The sequence below is a fragment of the Natronomonas sp. CBA1123 genome, from assembly GCF_009741925.1.
Taxonomy (GTDB): domain Archaea; phylum Halobacteriota; class Halobacteria; order Halobacteriales; family Haloarculaceae; genus Natronomonas.
In genome coordinates this window covers 1-15,388 of record NZ_WPCC01000028.1, presented here as the reverse complement: position 1 = coordinate 15,388, position 15,388 = coordinate 1, and the positions used below count along the sequence as shown (strand labels likewise).

General features: G+C 64.5%; 18 protein-coding genes. 14 read left to right on the top strand and 4 right to left on the bottom strand.

What is annotated here, in order from left to right; genetic code table 11:
* Nucleotides 1–255 precede the first annotated feature (255 nt).
* The 5 genes from GJ631_RS12505 to GJ631_RS12485 all read left to right on the top strand — a co-directional run bounded on the left by GJ631_RS12505 (nt 256) and on the right by GJ631_RS12485 (nt 6,256).
* A complete protein-coding gene (locus GJ631_RS12505) occupies nt 256–3,246 on the top strand; it encodes a M14 family metallopeptidase (protein ID WP_156709478.1) in 2,991 nt (996 codons plus the stop codon).
* Nucleotides 3,243–3,572 (top strand): hypothetical protein, encoded by a 330-nt coding sequence (locus tag GJ631_RS12500; protein ID WP_197425040.1) that lies wholly within the window; start codon nt 3,243–3,245, stop codon nt 3,570–3,572. Before GJ631_RS12505 ends, GJ631_RS12500 begins: the two co-directional genes overlap by 4 nt.
* A gap of 64 nt (nt 3,573–3,636) precedes the next feature.
* Nucleotides 3,637–4,638: an NAD-dependent epimerase/dehydratase family protein gene (locus tag GJ631_RS12495; RefSeq protein ID WP_156709476.1), complete on the top strand. Its 1,002-nt coding sequence runs from the start codon at nt 3,637–3,639 to the stop codon at nt 4,636–4,638.
* Between the two features lie 37 nt (nt 4,639–4,675).
* Nucleotides 4,676–5,734 carry an NAD(P)-dependent glycerol-1-phosphate dehydrogenase gene (locus GJ631_RS12490; protein WP_156709475.1) on the top strand — a complete coding sequence of 353 codons (1,059 nt, stop codon included), beginning with the start codon at nt 4,676–4,678 and terminating at the stop codon, nt 5,732–5,734.
* A gap of 48 nt (nt 5,735–5,782) precedes the next feature.
* The gene (locus GJ631_RS12485; RefSeq protein WP_156709474.1) at nt 5,783–6,256 is read left to right on the top strand and encodes an NUDIX hydrolase; all 474 of its coding nucleotides are present in this window, start codon (nt 5,783–5,785) and stop codon (nt 6,254–6,256) included.
* On the opposite strand, the gene GJ631_RS12480 is transcribed toward GJ631_RS12485, so the two are convergent.
* Entirely contained in the window at nt 6,253–6,777 is a 525-nt protein-coding gene (locus GJ631_RS12480) for a GNAT family N-acetyltransferase (RefSeq protein WP_156709473.1), read from the bottom strand. The genes GJ631_RS12485 and GJ631_RS12480 overlap by 4 nt on opposite strands.
* Nucleotides 6,778–6,887: 110 nt before the next feature.
* Here GJ631_RS12480 and nth point away from each other — a divergent pair, with 110 nt between their 5' ends.
* On the top strand, nt 6,888–7,571 hold the full coding sequence (gene nth, locus GJ631_RS12475) for an endonuclease III (RefSeq protein ID WP_156709472.1): 684 nt from the start codon (nt 6,888–6,890) through the stop codon (nt 7,569–7,571).
* 18 nt (nt 7,572–7,589) lie between these two features.
* Here the strand turns inward: nth and GJ631_RS12470 are convergent, their stop codons facing one another.
* Nucleotides 7,590–8,072: a hypothetical protein gene (locus tag GJ631_RS12470; RefSeq protein ID WP_156709471.1), complete on the bottom strand. Its 483-nt coding sequence runs from the start codon at nt 8,070–8,072 to the stop codon at nt 7,590–7,592.
* Between the two features lie 87 nt (nt 8,073–8,159).
* Between GJ631_RS12470 and GJ631_RS12465 the strand changes: the two genes are divergently transcribed.
* From GJ631_RS12465 to GJ631_RS12430, 8 genes are all read left to right on the top strand, one after another.
* Nucleotides 8,160–9,095: a hypothetical protein gene (locus tag GJ631_RS12465; RefSeq protein WP_197425038.1), complete on the top strand. Its 936-nt coding sequence runs from the start codon at nt 8,160–8,162 to the stop codon at nt 9,093–9,095.
* Between the two features lie 122 nt (nt 9,096–9,217).
* Nucleotides 9,218–9,871 (top strand): halocyanin domain-containing protein, encoded by a 654-nt coding sequence (locus GJ631_RS12460; RefSeq protein ID WP_156709470.1) that lies wholly within the window; start codon nt 9,218–9,220, stop codon nt 9,869–9,871.
* A 1-nt stretch (nt 9,872) separates the two neighbouring features.
* The gene (locus GJ631_RS12455) at nt 9,873–10,268 is read left to right on the top strand and encodes a hypothetical protein (RefSeq protein WP_156709469.1); all 396 of its coding nucleotides are present in this window, start codon (nt 9,873–9,875) and stop codon (nt 10,266–10,268) included.
* Nucleotides 10,265–11,113: a ubiquinol-cytochrome c reductase iron-sulfur subunit gene (locus GJ631_RS12450; protein ID WP_370518663.1), complete on the top strand. Its 849-nt coding sequence runs from the start codon at nt 10,265–10,267 to the stop codon at nt 11,111–11,113. The genes GJ631_RS12455 and GJ631_RS12450 overlap by 4 nt, the downstream gene beginning before the upstream one ends.
* A gap of 5 nt (nt 11,114–11,118) precedes the next feature.
* Entirely contained in the window at nt 11,119–11,928 is an 810-nt protein-coding gene (locus tag GJ631_RS12445; protein ID WP_156709467.1) for a cytochrome bc complex cytochrome b subunit, read from the top strand.
* Between the two features lie 4 nt (nt 11,929–11,932).
* Nucleotides 11,933–12,715 carry a cytochrome bc complex cytochrome b subunit gene (locus GJ631_RS12440; protein ID WP_156709466.1) on the top strand — a complete coding sequence of 261 codons (783 nt, stop codon included), beginning with the start codon at nt 11,933–11,935 and terminating at the stop codon, nt 12,713–12,715.
* A gap of 108 nt (nt 12,716–12,823) precedes the next feature.
* A complete protein-coding gene (locus tag GJ631_RS12435) occupies nt 12,824–13,117 on the top strand; it encodes a hypothetical protein (RefSeq protein ID WP_156709498.1) in 294 nt (97 codons plus the stop codon).
* Entirely contained in the window at nt 13,110–13,382 is a 273-nt protein-coding gene (locus GJ631_RS12430) for a hypothetical protein (RefSeq protein WP_156709465.1), read from the top strand. Before GJ631_RS12435 ends, GJ631_RS12430 begins: the two co-directional genes overlap by 8 nt.
* Nucleotides 13,383–13,581: 199 nt before the next feature.
* Here GJ631_RS12430 and GJ631_RS12425 read toward each other — a convergent pair whose 3' ends face one another.
* Both GJ631_RS12425 and GJ631_RS12420 read right to left on the bottom strand, forming a co-directional pair.
* The gene (locus GJ631_RS12425) at nt 13,582–14,019 is read right to left on the bottom strand and encodes a hypothetical protein (protein WP_156709464.1); all 438 of its coding nucleotides are present in this window, start codon (nt 14,017–14,019) and stop codon (nt 13,582–13,584) included.
* Nucleotides 14,020–14,068: 49 nt separating this feature from the next.
* Complete coding sequence (locus GJ631_RS12420) at nt 14,069–15,130, bottom strand: polyprenyl synthetase family protein (protein WP_156709463.1); 1,062 nt, start codon at nt 15,128–15,130, stop codon at nt 14,069–14,071.
* Between the last annotated feature and the right edge of the window lie 258 nt (nt 15,131–15,388).

The window sequence follows — 15,388 nt, the reverse complement described above, 5'->3', positions numbered from 1 at the left end:
GTATACGCCGAGCGAAGCGAGGCGTTTCTCCGATGCCGAACGCCGGAGGCGTGAGGCATCGGTAGCGCGCACGGACTGACGCGAGCGAAGCGAGCAGAAGGAGTACGCGCTATTTTTCCCCACGTTTTTGCCGAGAACCGGTGTCGCGCGCCGTCCGGCGCGCGACCCGCGTTCTCGTGCAAAAAGTGGGTTTGTTTGGATAGGTTTGTCACAACGTTTTGTAAGTGATAGTGGGTCTGGTCGTGTGAGTCACACATGAGCAACGACGACCCATTCGACGGTTCGCCGGTGTCGCGCCGGCGATTCATGCAGCTGTCGGCGGCGACCGGTGCCGCCCTGACGCTTCCGGGGAACGCGACGGCCGACGCAAGCGCCTCGGCGTTCTCGACGGAGTATCAGTACGTACTGAATCACACTCCCGAAGACTACGAGGTACCGACGCTGGTTCGGTTCTCGGATGCGAGCGGCCCGACGGCGATGGAGGGACTCCTCGATTCCGATGTCGAAACCGAGACCATTACGTCGCCCGAACCCGCTGGCTACGCCCAGTTGACGACGACGCAGGCCTCGACCCTCGCGGAGTTGCCGTCAGCCTCCGAGTTCCAGTTCGCGCCGGGGTCGAATCCCTTCTGGCGAATCGGCTACTATCCGGCGGGGGTGTTCCCGGAACCGCGACGGTCGGTCGACTACATCGGTTTCGAGCAGCTGAAGGACGGCCTCGACGTGCTCGAAGAGCGCTATCCCGACCGTATCCGCGTGAAACGCGTCGGCCAGTCGCCGGGCCACACCAACAACGTCACCGACCGCCTGGACCCGAAGGGGATGTACGTCGTCGAGTTGACGAACTTCGATTCGACGACGGACTTCGAGGACAAAGAGAAGGTGTTCTTCTCGTGTTCGCTGCACGGGCTGGAGATGGCCGGCCGCGAGACCGGCGCTCGGGTGTTGGAGAACGCCGCCCGCGGCTCCGAGCCGGACGTGCCCGGAAGCGACGCGAAACTCGAACCGCTACTCGACGATGTGGTCGTCATCATCGGCTTCACCAACCCGGACGGCTGGGCGGTCCGGAACCCGCAGTACGACTCCGGATGGCAGGTCGGCGGTCCCGGGACGGGGCTTCCACGGGCTCCGGCCGCACCGCTGTACGAACGCGGCAACGCCGAGGTGTTCGACACGAATCGACAGTACCCGGCAGTCGGTTACATCAACCCCGCACACTTCCCGGCACCCCCGGCCAACTACACCGGCGAGGAGCCGTCGTTCGTCAACGAGAAGGTGCCCGACGCGAAGGCGCTCGTCGACTACTTCCAGGACTACCAGAACCTCAACTACGGCGCGGACCTCCACGGTGGCCCCGTGTTCAACAACTTCGTGTTGGGGCTCATCAGCCAAGACCAGTTCAACACCCGCGAACTGCACGAGGTCTACGAGATGTGCCTCAACATCAACGACACGCTGGCTGAGGCCCTCGACACTTGGGAGACCGTCGGGCAGGCCCGCGTCGACCTCGTCGGCGACCAGCAGTTCTCGCCGGTGTTGTTCGGCGTCGTCCCGGAGAGTGCCTTCGACTACGCCACCATCTACGACACCATCGGCTACACGGTTTCGGGGGCGTTCCTCGACTGGATGGCCCACCCCGAACCCATCGGGCTGGACATGACGACGCTGGACTTCGAGATGTCGTTCAACCATATGCTCGGCGGTAACGTCTACAACCCCGAGCTGTTCGAGATGGAGGTCACAGGCTACCGAGCAGCCATCCGAACCATCACGCAGTTCGCGGTCAACAACACCGACACGCCGACGACCGACGAGCAGTTCAGCACCGAAACCGAGACCGGCGGCGATTCGGTCGCCTACATCACGACTGGCGACCCCGGAAGCGCTGACGACGCCCTGCGACGGACGGAGAGCCAACTCAGTTTCGACCCCGATACCCAGTTCTACGAGACGACCGAGGAGACCGAACTCGCGGCCGACCGCACCGAGTTGACCTTCGACGTGACGGAGACCGACCTCAACAGCATGGGGGTCCACCTCCACGGACAGGACGTCATCGCGGACCTCGAACTCCGCTCGCCGTCCGGCGAGACGGTGTACGAGTTCGAGGGCGTCACCGAGGAGCGAGTCGGCGGCAAGTGCTGTGGCTTACCGGAGTTCACCGTCAGCGACCCCGACCCTGGCACGTGGACGCTCAGCATCGCCAACTACCAGGAAGCCGGCCAACTCGTCGAGATGCAGCGGTGGACGCTGGCTGCCCAGAGCAACCCCGACCCATCGAGTGTCGACAGCTGGGGCAACGAGGGGTACGAACAGACCGCCTACGACGTGACGCCGTTCCAGTTCTTCGAGGACTACCAGTCCGCCGAGAAGCGCGGAACCCTGCGGACGTTCATCGACGATGGTACCGTCGACCCGGTCACCGTCGAGGACGTAAAACAGGGTGCCCTCGATGAGTACGAGCACGCGGTCCTCATCCACGACTACGTCTCGCCGACCGAGCGCATCTCCGAGGGCGTCTCGAAGAACGTCAACGCGAACGTCGAAATTACGGAGGGCGTAACCGACGACGACTACACCGATGCTCTCGACGACTTCGTTGATTCGGGTGGCAATCTCGTCGTCACCGACACGGGCACCTACGTCCTGCCGGAACTCGACAACGAACTGTTCGATGGGTCCGCCATCGGCGAGTCGAACGTCCAGCGGCAGTTCCTCGACGTGGCCCGGTACACCGACAAGAACCTCGACCATCCGCTGTTCGACGACAGCGTCCGACCCATCCAGAACCAACTCTGGAAGGTCCAGCCGCTCGGCTATCAGGTCAGCGGCTCGGCACCGATGGACCTCGTCGACGAGTCGGCGTTCCTCTCGGCGGCCAACGAGGGTATCGCTTCGGTGGCAGCGCGCACTAACGGGCTGGTGGCGACCGGCTCGGTCACCGAGAGCACCGACAGCGGTCGCGGCATCCACTACATCTCCTCGCTGCTCCCGCCGGCGACGCAGGCGAACCTCCATCCCTTCGGCCTGCAGAACTACACGCTGACCTTCCTCGGGAACGTCGTGTTCACCTCGGCGCTCGGGTTCAAGCAGATTCGTAGACTGGCGAGACGAAACGCGAGTACGGTCGCGTCGACGACTGGAGCGTCGACCCTGGCGGCGTCGGTGCGGCTCTCGCCGCGTCCGGGAGCCGTAACGTGGATGCGTCGGCGACGCCCGGCGGACGCGCCAATCGCGTCGAGGTGACCCTCGAGTCGGTCGACACCGATGCCGATACCGTCGAGATTCGGGATTCGTTCCCGCCGGAGTGGGAACTGCTCGAATCGCTCGGTGACGGCAAGAAAGACGGCGACGGCGTCGTCTCCTTTGGCACCTTCAACACCGACGACCTGCCGTCCGGTGATGGCGACTCGAAGACGTTCTCCTACTTCATCGAATCGCCCGACAGCCCACAGGAAACCAACGCCTACGAGGTCGGCCCCGCCGAGGTGCTGGCGACGGTCGACGAGGAGGACCTCTCTGCGACGTTCGCGCCGGCGGAGAACGTCGTCGCGATTGGCGTCTCGCTGTAGGCGGTACGTCGGCGTTTGGCGTGCTGTCCACACCCTTTTTCGCGTCGCGCCCCCAGCGACAGGTATGTCCGACCACGCACTCGTCATCGGCGGTACGCGATTCATCGGCCGACACACCGTCGAGGAGTTCCTCGATGCGGGCTACGACGTGACGATTTTCAACCGCGGCAATCACGACAACCCCTTCGCCGGCGACGACCGCGTGGCTCACGTCTCCGGCGACCGGACCAACGAGGCGGAACTCCGCCGGGCGGGACTCGACATCGACCCCGACGTGGTCGTCGACTGCGTCGCCTACTACCCACGCGACGTCCACACGGCGACCGACATCTTCAGCGACGTCGACGCCTACGTCTACATCTCCTCGGGGGCGGCCTACGGCGACGAGCGGATTCCGAAACGCGAGGGGGGGGGGGAAACGGCGCTGTGTGACTGCTCGACCGAGCAGGCGGTCGACGACTCGATGGACTCCTACGGCCCCCGGAAGGCAGAGGGCGACCGCGCGGTGTTCGCCGCCGCCGACCGTGGTGTCAACGCCATGGCCGTCCGGCCGCCGGTCGTCTACGGCCCCTACGACTACACCGAGCGGTTCAACTACTGGATAGACCGCGTCGAGAACCACGACCGCATCGTCGTCCCCGGCGACGGGACGAACCTCTGGCACCTCGTCTACGTGCAGGACGTAGCCTCGGCACTCCGAACCGTCGCCGAGGAGGGTGCGGCCGGCGAGGCGTACAACGTCGGCGACGGCCACGCGCCCGTCCTCGGCGAGTGGGTCGAGTTACTCGCCGACGCCTGCGACACCGATGTCGAGACGGTCCATGCGAGCGAGCGGGAACTCGGCGCGGTCGGACTGTCGCTGGACGACTTCCCCATCTACCGGGGATACCCCCATCTGCTGGAGACGAGCAAACTCCGGTCTTTGGGCTGGGAGTCGACGCCCCACGAGACGGCGTTGGCGGAGACAGTTGAGGACTACCGCAACTCCGAGCGGACGGGCCGGGACAACGGCCCGGACCGCGAGACCGAAGCGCGCTTACTCGACGTACTGGAGACGGTCCAGTAGGGGGAACGGTTTTCACCTGTCCTCGCACACGTCCGCTATGTTCGAGAAGTCGTCGTGGATTCGCCTGCCGCGAAGCGTCGTCGTCGGTCACGGCGTCCTCGACAGCGCCGTCGAGGTCATCGACGAGTTGTATCTCACCGGGCGGCCGCTCATCGTCACCTCGCCGACGCCGGAGGAGTTGGCCGCTGACCGTCTCGTCGAGGCCTTCGAGGCCGCCGGCTTCGACCCCGCGATTGCTATCGTCGAGGAAGCCACCTTCTCCGCAGTCGAGGATGTCTTGGAGACGGCCGAAGCGGTCGATGCCGGCTTTCTCATCGGCTTGGGCGGTGGCAAACCCATCGACATCGCGAAGATGGCGGCCGACGAGCGCGGCTGTGGGTTCGTCTCGGTACCGACGGCGGCCAGCCACGACGGCATCGTCTCCGGGCGGGGGTCGGTGCCGGACGGCGACAGCCGCCACTCCGTCGCCGCCGACCCGCCGCTTGCGGTCATCGCCGACACGGAACTCATCGCCGAAGCGCCGTGGCGGCTGACGACCGCCGGCTGTGCCGACATCATCTCAAACTACACGGCGGTGAAGGACTGGCAGTTAGCCCACCGGCTGAAGAACGTCGAGTACAGCGAGTACGCCGGCGCGCTCTCACAGATGACCGCCGAGATGCTCGTCGAGCAATCGAGCTCTATCAAACGCGGTTTAGAGGAGTCGGCGTGGGTCGTCGTGAAGGCGCTCGTGTCCTCGGGCGTGGCAATGTCGATTGCGGGTTCCTCTCGTCCCGCCTCGGGTGCCGAACACCTCATCTCCCACCAGTTGGACCGAATCGCACCCGGTGCGGCGTTGCACGGCCACCAGGTCGGCGTCGCCTCCATCGTCACGGAGTACCTCCACAGCGGCGAAAGCGGGGAGTGGCACCGCGTCCACGATGCGCTGGCCGGCATCGACGCGCCGACGACCGCCGAGGACCTCGGCATCGACCCCGAGCAGTTCATCGAGGCGATGACGACGGCCCACGAGATTCGGGACCGCTACACCATCTTGGGTGACGGCATCGAGGAGGACGCCGCAATCGAGGCGGCCACAGTCACCGGCGTCCTGTAAGGTTCCGGATTGGACGGGTTTATGGGGCTCCCGAACTTCGACCTGTCAATGAGTTCTCCCGATATCTCCGGCGGCGTCTCCGCGTATCTGGACGCACTCTACGAGCGATACGAGGGATTCGACGTACAGCAGACGACGGTGTCAGTCGACAGCGAGGAGTTCGAGTCCGTCGAGGGTCGCGGTGACATCGCCGAGGTTCGGGTTCGTGTCGAAGGTGCCGACGGCGTCTTGGCCGTCAGCGGCGACGACGAGTGGGTGACCCCCGGCGGCGTCGTCGAGGCGGGTGGGTCACTGCCGGCGGCGGCGAGGGAACTCGTCGAGCGACAGACCGGCGTCGACTGCCGCATCGAGGCGCTCGACCGGGTCTCGTTAGTCTGTCTGCAGTGTGACGCCTCCGAGCGAGAAGTGTGGCAACTCTCGGCGCTGTTCGAGGCGAGCGCCGACGGCGACGCCGAAACCACGACGCCCGCAGAGGGCGCGGCGTGGCGACAGAGCGTCTCGGAGTCGTCGGCCGCGTTCTAGCGGTCCGAGGCCAGCAGCCCGTACCGGACCACGTCGACGCGCTCGCCGTCGACGTACCCGTGTTCTCGGAAGCGACCCTCCTCGACGAAGCCGTTCTTCTCGAGGACGCGCTGACTCGCCTCGTTGGTCGCCAAGGCATCGGCTTTCAGTTTCTCGAGGCGGCGCTGGTCGAAGGCGTACTCGACGAGCAACGCGACTGCAGCCGTCGCATACCCCTGGCCGTGGGCGTCGGGGTCGACGTAGTAGCCGACCTCGGCGATGCCCCAACTCGGGTCGATGCTATTGAGGCCGATGATTCCGACGGGGTCGCCGTCGTCACAGATGAGCAGGTGGACCTCGCCGTCGGCGGTGACGACGTTCTCGTAGAACGCCTGCTCGTCGGCCATCGTCTGAGGGTCGGCGTTGAACAGCGACCGCCAGACGCGTGGGTCGTTGACGAGCCGATGGAGGAACGGCAGGTCGTCTTCTTCGACCGTGTGGAGGTCGACCGTATCGCCGCGGAGGAAGGCTGGACCGGGCATATTTCTCCCGTGGACGGAGAGTGAATTGAAACTATCGGAGGGGCGTCACAAGATAGCACACGGCGTCGCCAACCCGACAGCGAAAAGGGGGAGCCACCCACCCATCGAGTATGGGAACGCCGCTGGAGTCACGCGAGGAACAGGTCGTCAAGGTACTCGACCGACTGTACGAGCAGTATCCCGACCCCGAAATCTCACTGGACTTTTCGAACCGACTTGAGTTGCTCATCGCGGTGATGCTGTCCGCACAATGTACCGACGAACGCGTCAACAAGGTCACTGCGGAGCTCTTCGAGAAGTACGACGGGCCGGAAGCGTACGCCGCGGCCGAGCAAGAGGAACTCGCCGAGGACATCAACTCGATTACCTACTACAACAACAAGGCGAAGTACATCCGCTCGGCGTGTGACGACATCGTCGAGAAACACGGCGGCGAAGTTCCCGACACGATGTCGGAGTTGACCGACCTCGCGGGCGTCGGTCGGAAGACGGCCAACGTCGTCCTCCAGCACGGCCACGACCTCACAGAAGGAATCGTCGTCGACACCCACGTCCAGCGTATCTCGCGGCGTCTCGGCCTCACGGAGGAGCGGTCCCCGGAAAACATCGAGGAGGATTTGATGAGTATCGTCCCCGAGGACGATTGGAAGGAGTACACCCACCTGCTCATCAGTCACGGACGGGAGACTTGCACCGCCCGGAACCCGGACTGTGACGACTGCGTGTTGGCCGACATCTGTCCCTCCGAGAAGGGAGACGGCGCCGTCGACCTCGCCGACGGCAGCGAGTGGTGAAAATCGAGACGGCGACCGTCAGAACACGTACGCTGAGAGATAGCGCGTAAAGCCGGTCAGGAAGGCGATGAGCCAACAGCCGACGTAGCCGAAGACGCCGATACGGAGGCGTCGGCGCCAGAACTCCATGTTGTCGCCGCCGATTTCGTCGAGCAGTACGTCCTCGTCGTACTCGGTGTAGAGGTCGTGTTCGTACTTCGCCCGGAAGATGCGGACGATGCCGGTGAAGCCGAAGGCGAGGAACGCGTACGCCTGCAGGCCGAAGAAGGCGTGTGCGGCGGCAAAGCCCCCGAACTGTTCGAGTAGACGGGGGAGCATCCAGAACAGAAGCGGCACCGTCGTCAGCGTCAGGCCGGTGAAGATGAACTTCAGGTGGTAGGTGAGAACCCCCCACGTAATCTTCTCGTTGTCTATCATTATCCACGCGCCGTACAGAAAACAGGGGAAACTGGCGGCGACGGAGATGACGACGAGTGTCGCGATTTGGGCGTCCGTGGCCATTGTCGGCGGTAGGGGCGGCGAGGGTTTGAGTGTGCCGTGTCGTCCGCGGTCGGAAAGCGTAAGCCCTCGACGGCCCAACATCCGGCAATGGCCGACTCGCGGGACCCGACCGAGGAGGCAGCGGACGCCACGGATTCGGCGTCGACCGATGCCGAGGCTGCCGAATCCGACGGCACAGAGCCGGATGCAGGCGCCGGCGAGACGGAGACGCTCTCGACGGAGGAACTGCGCCGGCAGGTCGAAGAACAGTACGACTTCGACGACTTCGGCCCCGCGGAGATGGCGGAGATGTCCGCCGACGAGTGGGAGGCCGTCTTCGACGCGGATTCGTGGATAACTGGGTCGGAACTGCTCGACCGGGTCGAAGACGAACTCCGGTCGAACGTCGAGCGTCGGGAGGTGTTCGCCGTCGTCGAGCGTGTCGGCGAGGGTGACGACGACCGTGTGGTGGCTTACTCCGACGAGGGGTACGTCATCGTCCGCCCGGACGGGTCGATTCAGGGGACCGGGACGATTCTCCGTGACGTCGAGCCGATGATTGCGCTGTGTGCGATGGAGGAGTACGACGTTCCCGAAGTCGACGACGACGCCGGCCTGCCCCACCCCGATACGGTCCCGGAGGGGAGCGGCGACTTCGGCAACCGAATGTTGCAGGTCGTGGCCGGAGCGACGACGCTTTCGGGCGTGATTTTCCTGCTCGTGTGGGTGGCCGGCGTCGTCGACTTAATCGGACTCGGCTTCGGCGGCGCCATCATCGTGACGCTGGGGCTGTTCTTCCTCGTCATCGGGTTCTTCCTCTTCTTGACGGTGGCGAACGCGCGACTCTCCGACCGGATGCGCTCGGAGCAGTACCGAGACAGACTCCGTGCGGTCGGTGCCGGCTCCGACGAGCGGCCGTCGTTTCTGCCGGAGGAGGCCTTCGAAGCCGGCGGCCGGGAACTCGAGGAGGCGATGGAGCGAATCCACCGGGAGGCCATCGAGGAGGCCGACGAGGGAAGCGAGCTTCAGTCGGGAGACAGGTAGGAGGTCCATCGCCCCGCGAGGGAAGGAGAACGCAGAGACAGGCGTTTAGACGGCGTTACAGGGCCCTCTCACGAAGGCGCCATCGGTGGGTTTAAGCACAAACAGTCCTGACCAACAGGTGTATGAAAAGGCGGGACTTCATGCGCGCTGCCGGTGGTGCGTCGGTGGCCGCGACGGCGGCCGCGGGCGCGGCACAGCCAGCCGCAGCCGCAGAGGAAGGAGGCGGCTCGGGCGGCGGCAATCTCGAGCCGGACTTCGGTGCCTATCTCGACGACGCCAATCTGTACGAGTCGGCCGAGGACCTCCGTGACCAGGACGAAGTGACCATCTCCGTCGGTGCCGGTGACGGACTGGCGTTCGACCCGCCAGCGATTTGGATTTCGCCGGGAACGACGGTGACGTGGGAATGGACCGGCGAGGGCGGCGCCCACAACGTCGTCGCAAACGAGGGACCGGCCGAACTCAACAGCGGGTCGCCCGTTGGCGAGGCCGGCACGACCTACGAGTTCGAGTTCACGGAAGACCACGCCGGCATCACGACGTATTACTGCAATCCGCACGAAGGACAAGGTATGAAGGGCGGTATCGCCGTCGGCGACGACGTGCCCACCATCGACACCAGCGGGCCGTCGCTGAAGGACCCCTCACACTTCGGCGTGGACATCCACGAGCACTGGGTCGGCGTCAGCGTCATCCTGATGATTACGGTGTCGCTGCTGTTCACGTTCTTCATGCTGAAGTACGGCGAGTCGCCGCACACGAGCGGAGGTAACTGACATGTCCGACAACAGCTACGGCGCGATACACCGGTACGAACCGGCGCGTGAGAGCACCGTCGCCGCGATTACCATCGTGTTGCTGTCGGTCATCCAAATCGTCTTCGTCGGCGTGTTCACCTACGGCTTCACCGCCGGGTGGGGCGTCGGTACCTCGACCGGTACGGAAGCCGGTAACGTCCTCCTCGGTCTGCTGCTCGCGGCCATCTTCATCAATCTCGCGTTCATCCTGCTGCTGTACCGCAAGGAGTTCCTCCCGGACGTGATGGTCGTCAAGAAGCGCCGCCGCAAGTGGGAGGACCTCTACATCCGCGAGGAGGACATGTACGGTGAGGAAATCACCGACGGCACGCTGGACAAACTGAAGCGTGCCATCTACCCATACTACAAGAAATAACAATGAGTGACAAATATCCGAGCGAATCCGGTCGTCGTCGCTTCGTCAAAGGCGTCGTCGGGAGCGCGGCCCTCTCCGGCGTCGGCGTCGGGGGTGCCGCAACCATCGACATCGCGACGCAGGCGGGTGGCGGTGGTGGCGGTCCGACGCAGTTCGCCGCCATCCAACAACTCGGCGGTCCAGCACCTCGTGGGATGCCGTACATCCCGCTGGAACTGGACGGCGAGGGCTACCTTCGCGGCATCTGGCCGGACGTCCAGACGGTGACCGAAGGCGGCGTCACCTACGATGTCGCCGAGATGGAGTTGGGCGGACAGACGTACTCCTCGGCGTGGTATCAGTACTGCGGCCGGCAGAACGCCGGTGGCGTCGAACCCAGCGCCGAGTTCGACAACTACTTCCGGTCCACTGCCTCCCCGACGTACGAGTGGCAAGCCGAAGAACTCAGCGAGGGCGACCGCATCCACATCGACGACTTCGAAGGCTACGAGGACTGGGGCAACGGCATCGGCGACGACGGAACCGGCAAACCCGCCTCGACAACGTGGCGTTCCGAAGGCGTCGAGGGACAACTGCCCGTGACGCTCATCCGGAGTACGCGTATCGAGGAGTTGGCCCAGGAGGACAGCGACGCCGGCAACTGGATCGAGGCCGCCTCGGCCAACGGCGTCATCGCGTACCTCAACGTCTGTACGCACTTCTGCTGTGTCCCCGGCTACAAGGACAGTCCGAGTGCCGCCCAGTACGACGCCGAAAACGGCGTCTACTGTCAGTGCCACCAGTCGACGTACGACCCCTTCACCCCCGAGTTCGGGACGTTCATCGCGCTCCCGCGACCTGACTAATAACCATGAGCCTAGAACGAAAAGACGAACACGACCACGAAGGGTGGATGGAGACGAAGGACCTCTCTCCCATCGAGGAGGTCTACCTCACCACCCTCATCTGGCTCGACAAACGGCTCCGCATCGTCGATTACCTGGAGCTGCTGGAGGACATGTACTACAAGACGAACCTCCAGATGCCGAAGAGCCACACCGAGCAGTACAACCTCGACAACAAGTTCTGGTACTGGTACCCGCTGTACGCGTTAGGGTCGTTCAGTACCATCGCATACGTGGTAGCCTCCATTACGGGTGCACTATTGGGCTTCTACTACGCCCCCTCGACGGCTGCACCGTCGGCGGATGCGGCCACCTCGGTCGCTTACTCGAACGTCCTGTTCATCATGGGCGATTTGAACTTCGGGACGTTCCTGCGGAGCCTCCACCGCTGGTCGGCGCAGGTGATGACCGCCGCGGTCTTCCTGCACATGCTCCGTGTGTACTTCACGGGCGCTTACAAGGAGCCGCGTGAGCTGAACTGGATTATCGGCATCGTCCTCATCTCGCTGACGATGGTGTTCGGCTACACCGGCTACCTGCTGCCGTGGAGCCAGCTGTCGTACTGGGCCGGCCAGATTGGCGTCGAGATGGCGCTGTCGATTCCGCTCATCGGCGACTGGGTGGCACAGCTCATCTTCGGCGGCTTCACGCTGGGTGAAGCGACGCTGCAACGAATGTACATCCTGCACGTCTTCCTGTTGCCGTTCGTGGTGACGCTCGTCATCGCCATCCACATCGGCATCGTTTGGATGCAGGGCATCGCGGAACCGCACTGATACAATGAGCAACGACGAACCCAAAACCGACGGCGGCGAACCGAAGACGGACGGAGGCGGTATCGTCCCACAGGACGACCAGGCTCCCACGTGGAGCGAGCGCAAGGAGCGCACCCAAGGGCTGGCTCGGCTGACCTACGAGTACTTCGAGCGGTCCCGACGGGAAGACGAAGACCTCCGTCGCGCATCGGACTACGTCGAGCGTGACGTGCTCGCGTTCCCGACGTGGCCCCACGAGATGATTCGCAATCTCGCGATTACGTCGTTCTTCCTCGGAGCGATGTTCTTCATCGCCGCGGCGATTCCGCCGCACATTCCGGGCCCGGCCGACCCCAACTCCACGCCGGCGGTCATCCTGCCGGACTGGTATCTGTACTGGTCGTTCGGCCTGCTCAAGCTGACGCCCATCAACCCCGAGCTGTCGCTGCTCGGCGGGCAGAAACTGATGTCGGACCGAACGTACGGCGTGCTCGCGAACCTCGTCGTCGTCGGCGTCATCGCCATCGTCCCGTTCCTGAACAAGGGCAGCGCACGGCGACCCGTCGAGGAGCCGTTCTGGGCGGCCGTCGGCGTCGGCGGCGTCGTCTTCGCGTTCACCATCGCGGTGCTCGCAGTCCAGAACCTCATCACGGACCTGCTCCCGATGACGTCCGGTGAGCTGTTCATCCTGACGTTCATGCTCCCGTTCGCGTTCGCCTTCGTCGCCTACTCGGTGCTGAAGACGATGCGCGAGGGGTACATGTTCGAACTCAACCGCCGGTACTACCGGCTCCGCCCGCCGAAGTAACGCGGCTCACCGTCTTTTCGTTCTCTCATGGTTTCAGACGACACTCCCGACGACGACGACAGCGACAGCACTGCCTCCGACGACGACCCTCGCGTCTCCGATGCGGAGATGGCGGTCGGCGCCTCGGGTCGGGACATCGTGGTACCGCTGCGGCTGTACAAGACGGTCACCGTCTTCTCGACGCTCATCGCCATCGTCTCGATTCTCGGGGGGTTCGTCCTGCTGGACCGCGGCACCCAGCGTGCGACGGCGAGTCCGGAGGACGTGAACCTGCTTCTCGTCGCCGTCGGGCTCGCGCTCATCGTCGGTGGGAGCGCAGTGTACGCGTTCTCGACTCGCTTCCGGACGGCGGGAATGGGAAAGTCTAAAGACGACACCGCCGAAGATTCGGATAATGGCTGACGAATTCGCGAAAGGACTCGCCATCCTCACGGGCGGGGGTCTCGTCTGGATGGCTATCTCCGCGTGGCTGACGACCGAGAGCTTCGAAGGGACACAGCTCATCGCGCCGCCGCCGGAGGACCCCGGCACGTACGCCGAGTTGGTGTTGCTCCTCCGTGACGTGACCGCCGGGTTCGTCATCATCGGGGTCATCACGTTCTGGTTCCTCATCCCGGCGTTCTACGAACTTCGCGATTACTTCGACGAGCGAAGCGCCGAGGCGTAACGTCGACGCTCAGTCGACAGCAACACGGAAAGCGGTGTGACTCTCCTGGCGGCAGTTCGACACGCACAGCAGTTGCTCGTCCGTCAGGAACGATTATCGAAGCGACGCGTGGCGTCAACGGACAGCTATCGGAGCCGCGTTCGGTGGGTCCACCGGTCGGATACGAGCCAGCGTAAAAAGAGACGAGTGCTCCGACCGGTCAGACGATGGCGCTCCAGAACGGCCGAACGAGGAAGAACAGCGTCTGGTAGGCGATGTACGCGAGTGCGAAGCCGGAGGCAGCGAGGGAGCCCCACGGCCGTTCGACGTCCCAGTCCTGCCGCGCTTCGACCTTCCGGGATTCGAACTCGAAGACGTCGGCGACGACCATCGTGACGACGAACAGCGAGACGACGAGGCCCGCGTGGCGGTTGACCGTGAGGTAGTAGAACCCCCCGACGACGAGCAGGAAGTTCGTCGCGACGCGGAGCGGGTTTCGACTGACGGCGTCGGCGCCGTCTTTGGCTTGCTTTGCGATTCGTCTGTACTCGATGCCTCGGCCGAGAACGTTGAGGAGGATGAGCGCCAGCAGCACGTACCCGATGACCGGCGCGAGATACGTATCGACCGGGCCGAACAGCGTAACCGATGGGTCCATACGTTGGCGTCGGCACGGAGCCCATTAATGTGTTTCCAAATCCCGGGCGCTATCGTTCCCGGTCGACGACGAACTCGGCGAACGACCGGAGCTTCCGTTCTGCCCCGTCTTCGAGGTCGACATCGTCGAGGTGAGACTGCGACTCCGCCGAGAGGTCTTCGGCGACGCCGCGTGCATACTCGACGCTTCCGGCGGATTCGAGGATGTCGATGGCTTCCATGACCTCCTCGTCGGTGTTCTCTTCGGCCCACAGCAGTTCCTCGAGGCGTGCCACGTCCTCCGCGGGCGCGTTGTCGGCGGCGTGGATGACCATCAGGGTCTTCTTCCCTTCGCGGATGTCGTTTCCGACGCCCTTTCCGAAGGAGCCGCCTTCCTCCATCGCGTGTTCGACGTCGAGTACGTCGTCGGCGATTTGGAAGGCGACGGCCATGTCCTCGGCGTAGTTCGCGACGGCGTCCTCGGCGTCGGGGTTCTCGGTGACGATGGCGGCCAATCGGGCGACGATGCGCCCGAGACAGCCGGTCTTGCAGGCGCACATCTCGAGGTACTCGGGTTCGGTGATGCGGACCTCCTTCTCGTTGTGCCAGCAGATGTCCATCCCCTGGCCGAGATGCGTCCGGTTGAGTTCGAAGGTGAGCATCTCGTAGGCGGCCAGTCGGGTTTCGGCCGGAAGGTCGGCCGGGTTCCGCGTGATGACCTTCAGCGGGAGGAAGTACATCGCGTTGCCGGCGTTGAGCGCCACGTCCATCCCGTGGGTGTGGTGGAGTGCGGGACTGCCCCGGCGGTGGGTCGCACCGTCCTCGACGTCGTCGACGATGATGGTCCCGTTGTGCAACACTTCGGGGATAGTGGCGTACTCGAGGAACTCCTCGGGGTCCTCGCCGAAGGCATCGACGAACAACAGAAAGAGGACGGCCCGCCAGCGCTTGCCGCCGCGGTCCAGCAGGTCCCAGATGGGGTCGGCGAGGGCGTGCTGTATCGCCGTCGGGTCGTAGGCGAACGTCGCCTCGCCGAAGAACTCCGTGAGGTACGCCTCGTCGACCTCGCGGGGGAGCAGCGACTCGATGGTCTCGTCGACTATCGGCCGCCACTCGTCGAGTACGCTACGCATATCTCCCCCGTTGCAGTGGCGGGACAAAAACCCTCCCGTGCGTCGGTCGCGGACGGGGCCTTTTTGCCCTCCCCGGCCGTCCCTTCGGGCAGATGAGTCAGCGCGTCGGTGTCGTCGGTGACGAGGCGTTCGCGGCGGCCGTCGAAGCAGCCGGCGGCGACCCGGTCGTCGGGGCGGCGAGTGACCTCGACGGAATCGAGGTCGCCGTCGCGGACGGCGAAGCCGCGGTCGTCGACCTGTTGCGGGCGGAGGTCGGGG

Coding starts and splice junctions, on each gene's coding strand:
- GJ631_RS12430 (WP_156709465.1), top strand. CDS start 13,110: ATGGCTGACGAATTCGCGAAAGGACTCGCCATCCTCACGGGCGGGGGT.
- GJ631_RS12435 (WP_156709498.1), top strand. CDS start 12,824: ATGGCGGTCGGCGCCTCGGGTCGGGACATCGTGGTACCGCTGCGGCTG.
- GJ631_RS12420 (WP_156709463.1), bottom strand. CDS start 15,130: ATGCGTAGCGTACTCGACGAGTGGCGGCCGATAGTCGACGAGACCATC.
- GJ631_RS12470 (WP_156709471.1), bottom strand. CDS start 8,072: ATGGCCACGGACGCCCAAATCGCGACACTCGTCGTCATCTCCGTCGCC.
- GJ631_RS12425 (WP_156709464.1), bottom strand. CDS start 14,019: ATGGACCCATCGGTTACGCTGTTCGGCCCGGTCGATACGTATCTCGCG.
- GJ631_RS12505 (WP_156709478.1), top strand. CDS start 256: ATGAGCAACGACGACCCATTCGACGGTTCGCCGGTGTCGCGCCGGCGA.
- GJ631_RS12490 (WP_156709475.1), top strand. CDS start 4,676: ATGTTCGAGAAGTCGTCGTGGATTCGCCTGCCGCGAAGCGTCGTCGTC.
- GJ631_RS12460 (WP_156709470.1), top strand. CDS start 9,218: ATGAAAAGGCGGGACTTCATGCGCGCTGCCGGTGGTGCGTCGGTGGCC.
- GJ631_RS12480 (WP_156709473.1), bottom strand. CDS start 6,777: ATGCCCGGTCCAGCCTTCCTCCGCGGCGATACGGTCGACCTCCACACG.
- GJ631_RS12455 (WP_156709469.1), top strand. CDS start 9,873: ATGTCCGACAACAGCTACGGCGCGATACACCGGTACGAACCGGCGCGT.
- GJ631_RS12485 (WP_156709474.1), top strand. CDS start 5,783: ATGAGTTCTCCCGATATCTCCGGCGGCGTCTCCGCGTATCTGGACGCA.
- GJ631_RS12495 (WP_156709476.1), top strand. CDS start 3,637: ATGTCCGACCACGCACTCGTCATCGGCGGTACGCGATTCATCGGCCGA.
- GJ631_RS12445 (WP_156709467.1), top strand. CDS start 11,119: ATGAGCCTAGAACGAAAAGACGAACACGACCACGAAGGGTGGATGGAG.
- GJ631_RS12440 (WP_156709466.1), top strand. CDS start 11,933: ATGAGCAACGACGAACCCAAAACCGACGGCGGCGAACCGAAGACGGAC.
- nth (WP_156709472.1), top strand. CDS start 6,888: ATGGGAACGCCGCTGGAGTCACGCGAGGAACAGGTCGTCAAGGTACTC.
- GJ631_RS12465 (WP_197425038.1), top strand. CDS start 8,160: ATGGCCGACTCGCGGGACCCGACCGAGGAGGCAGCGGACGCCACGGAT.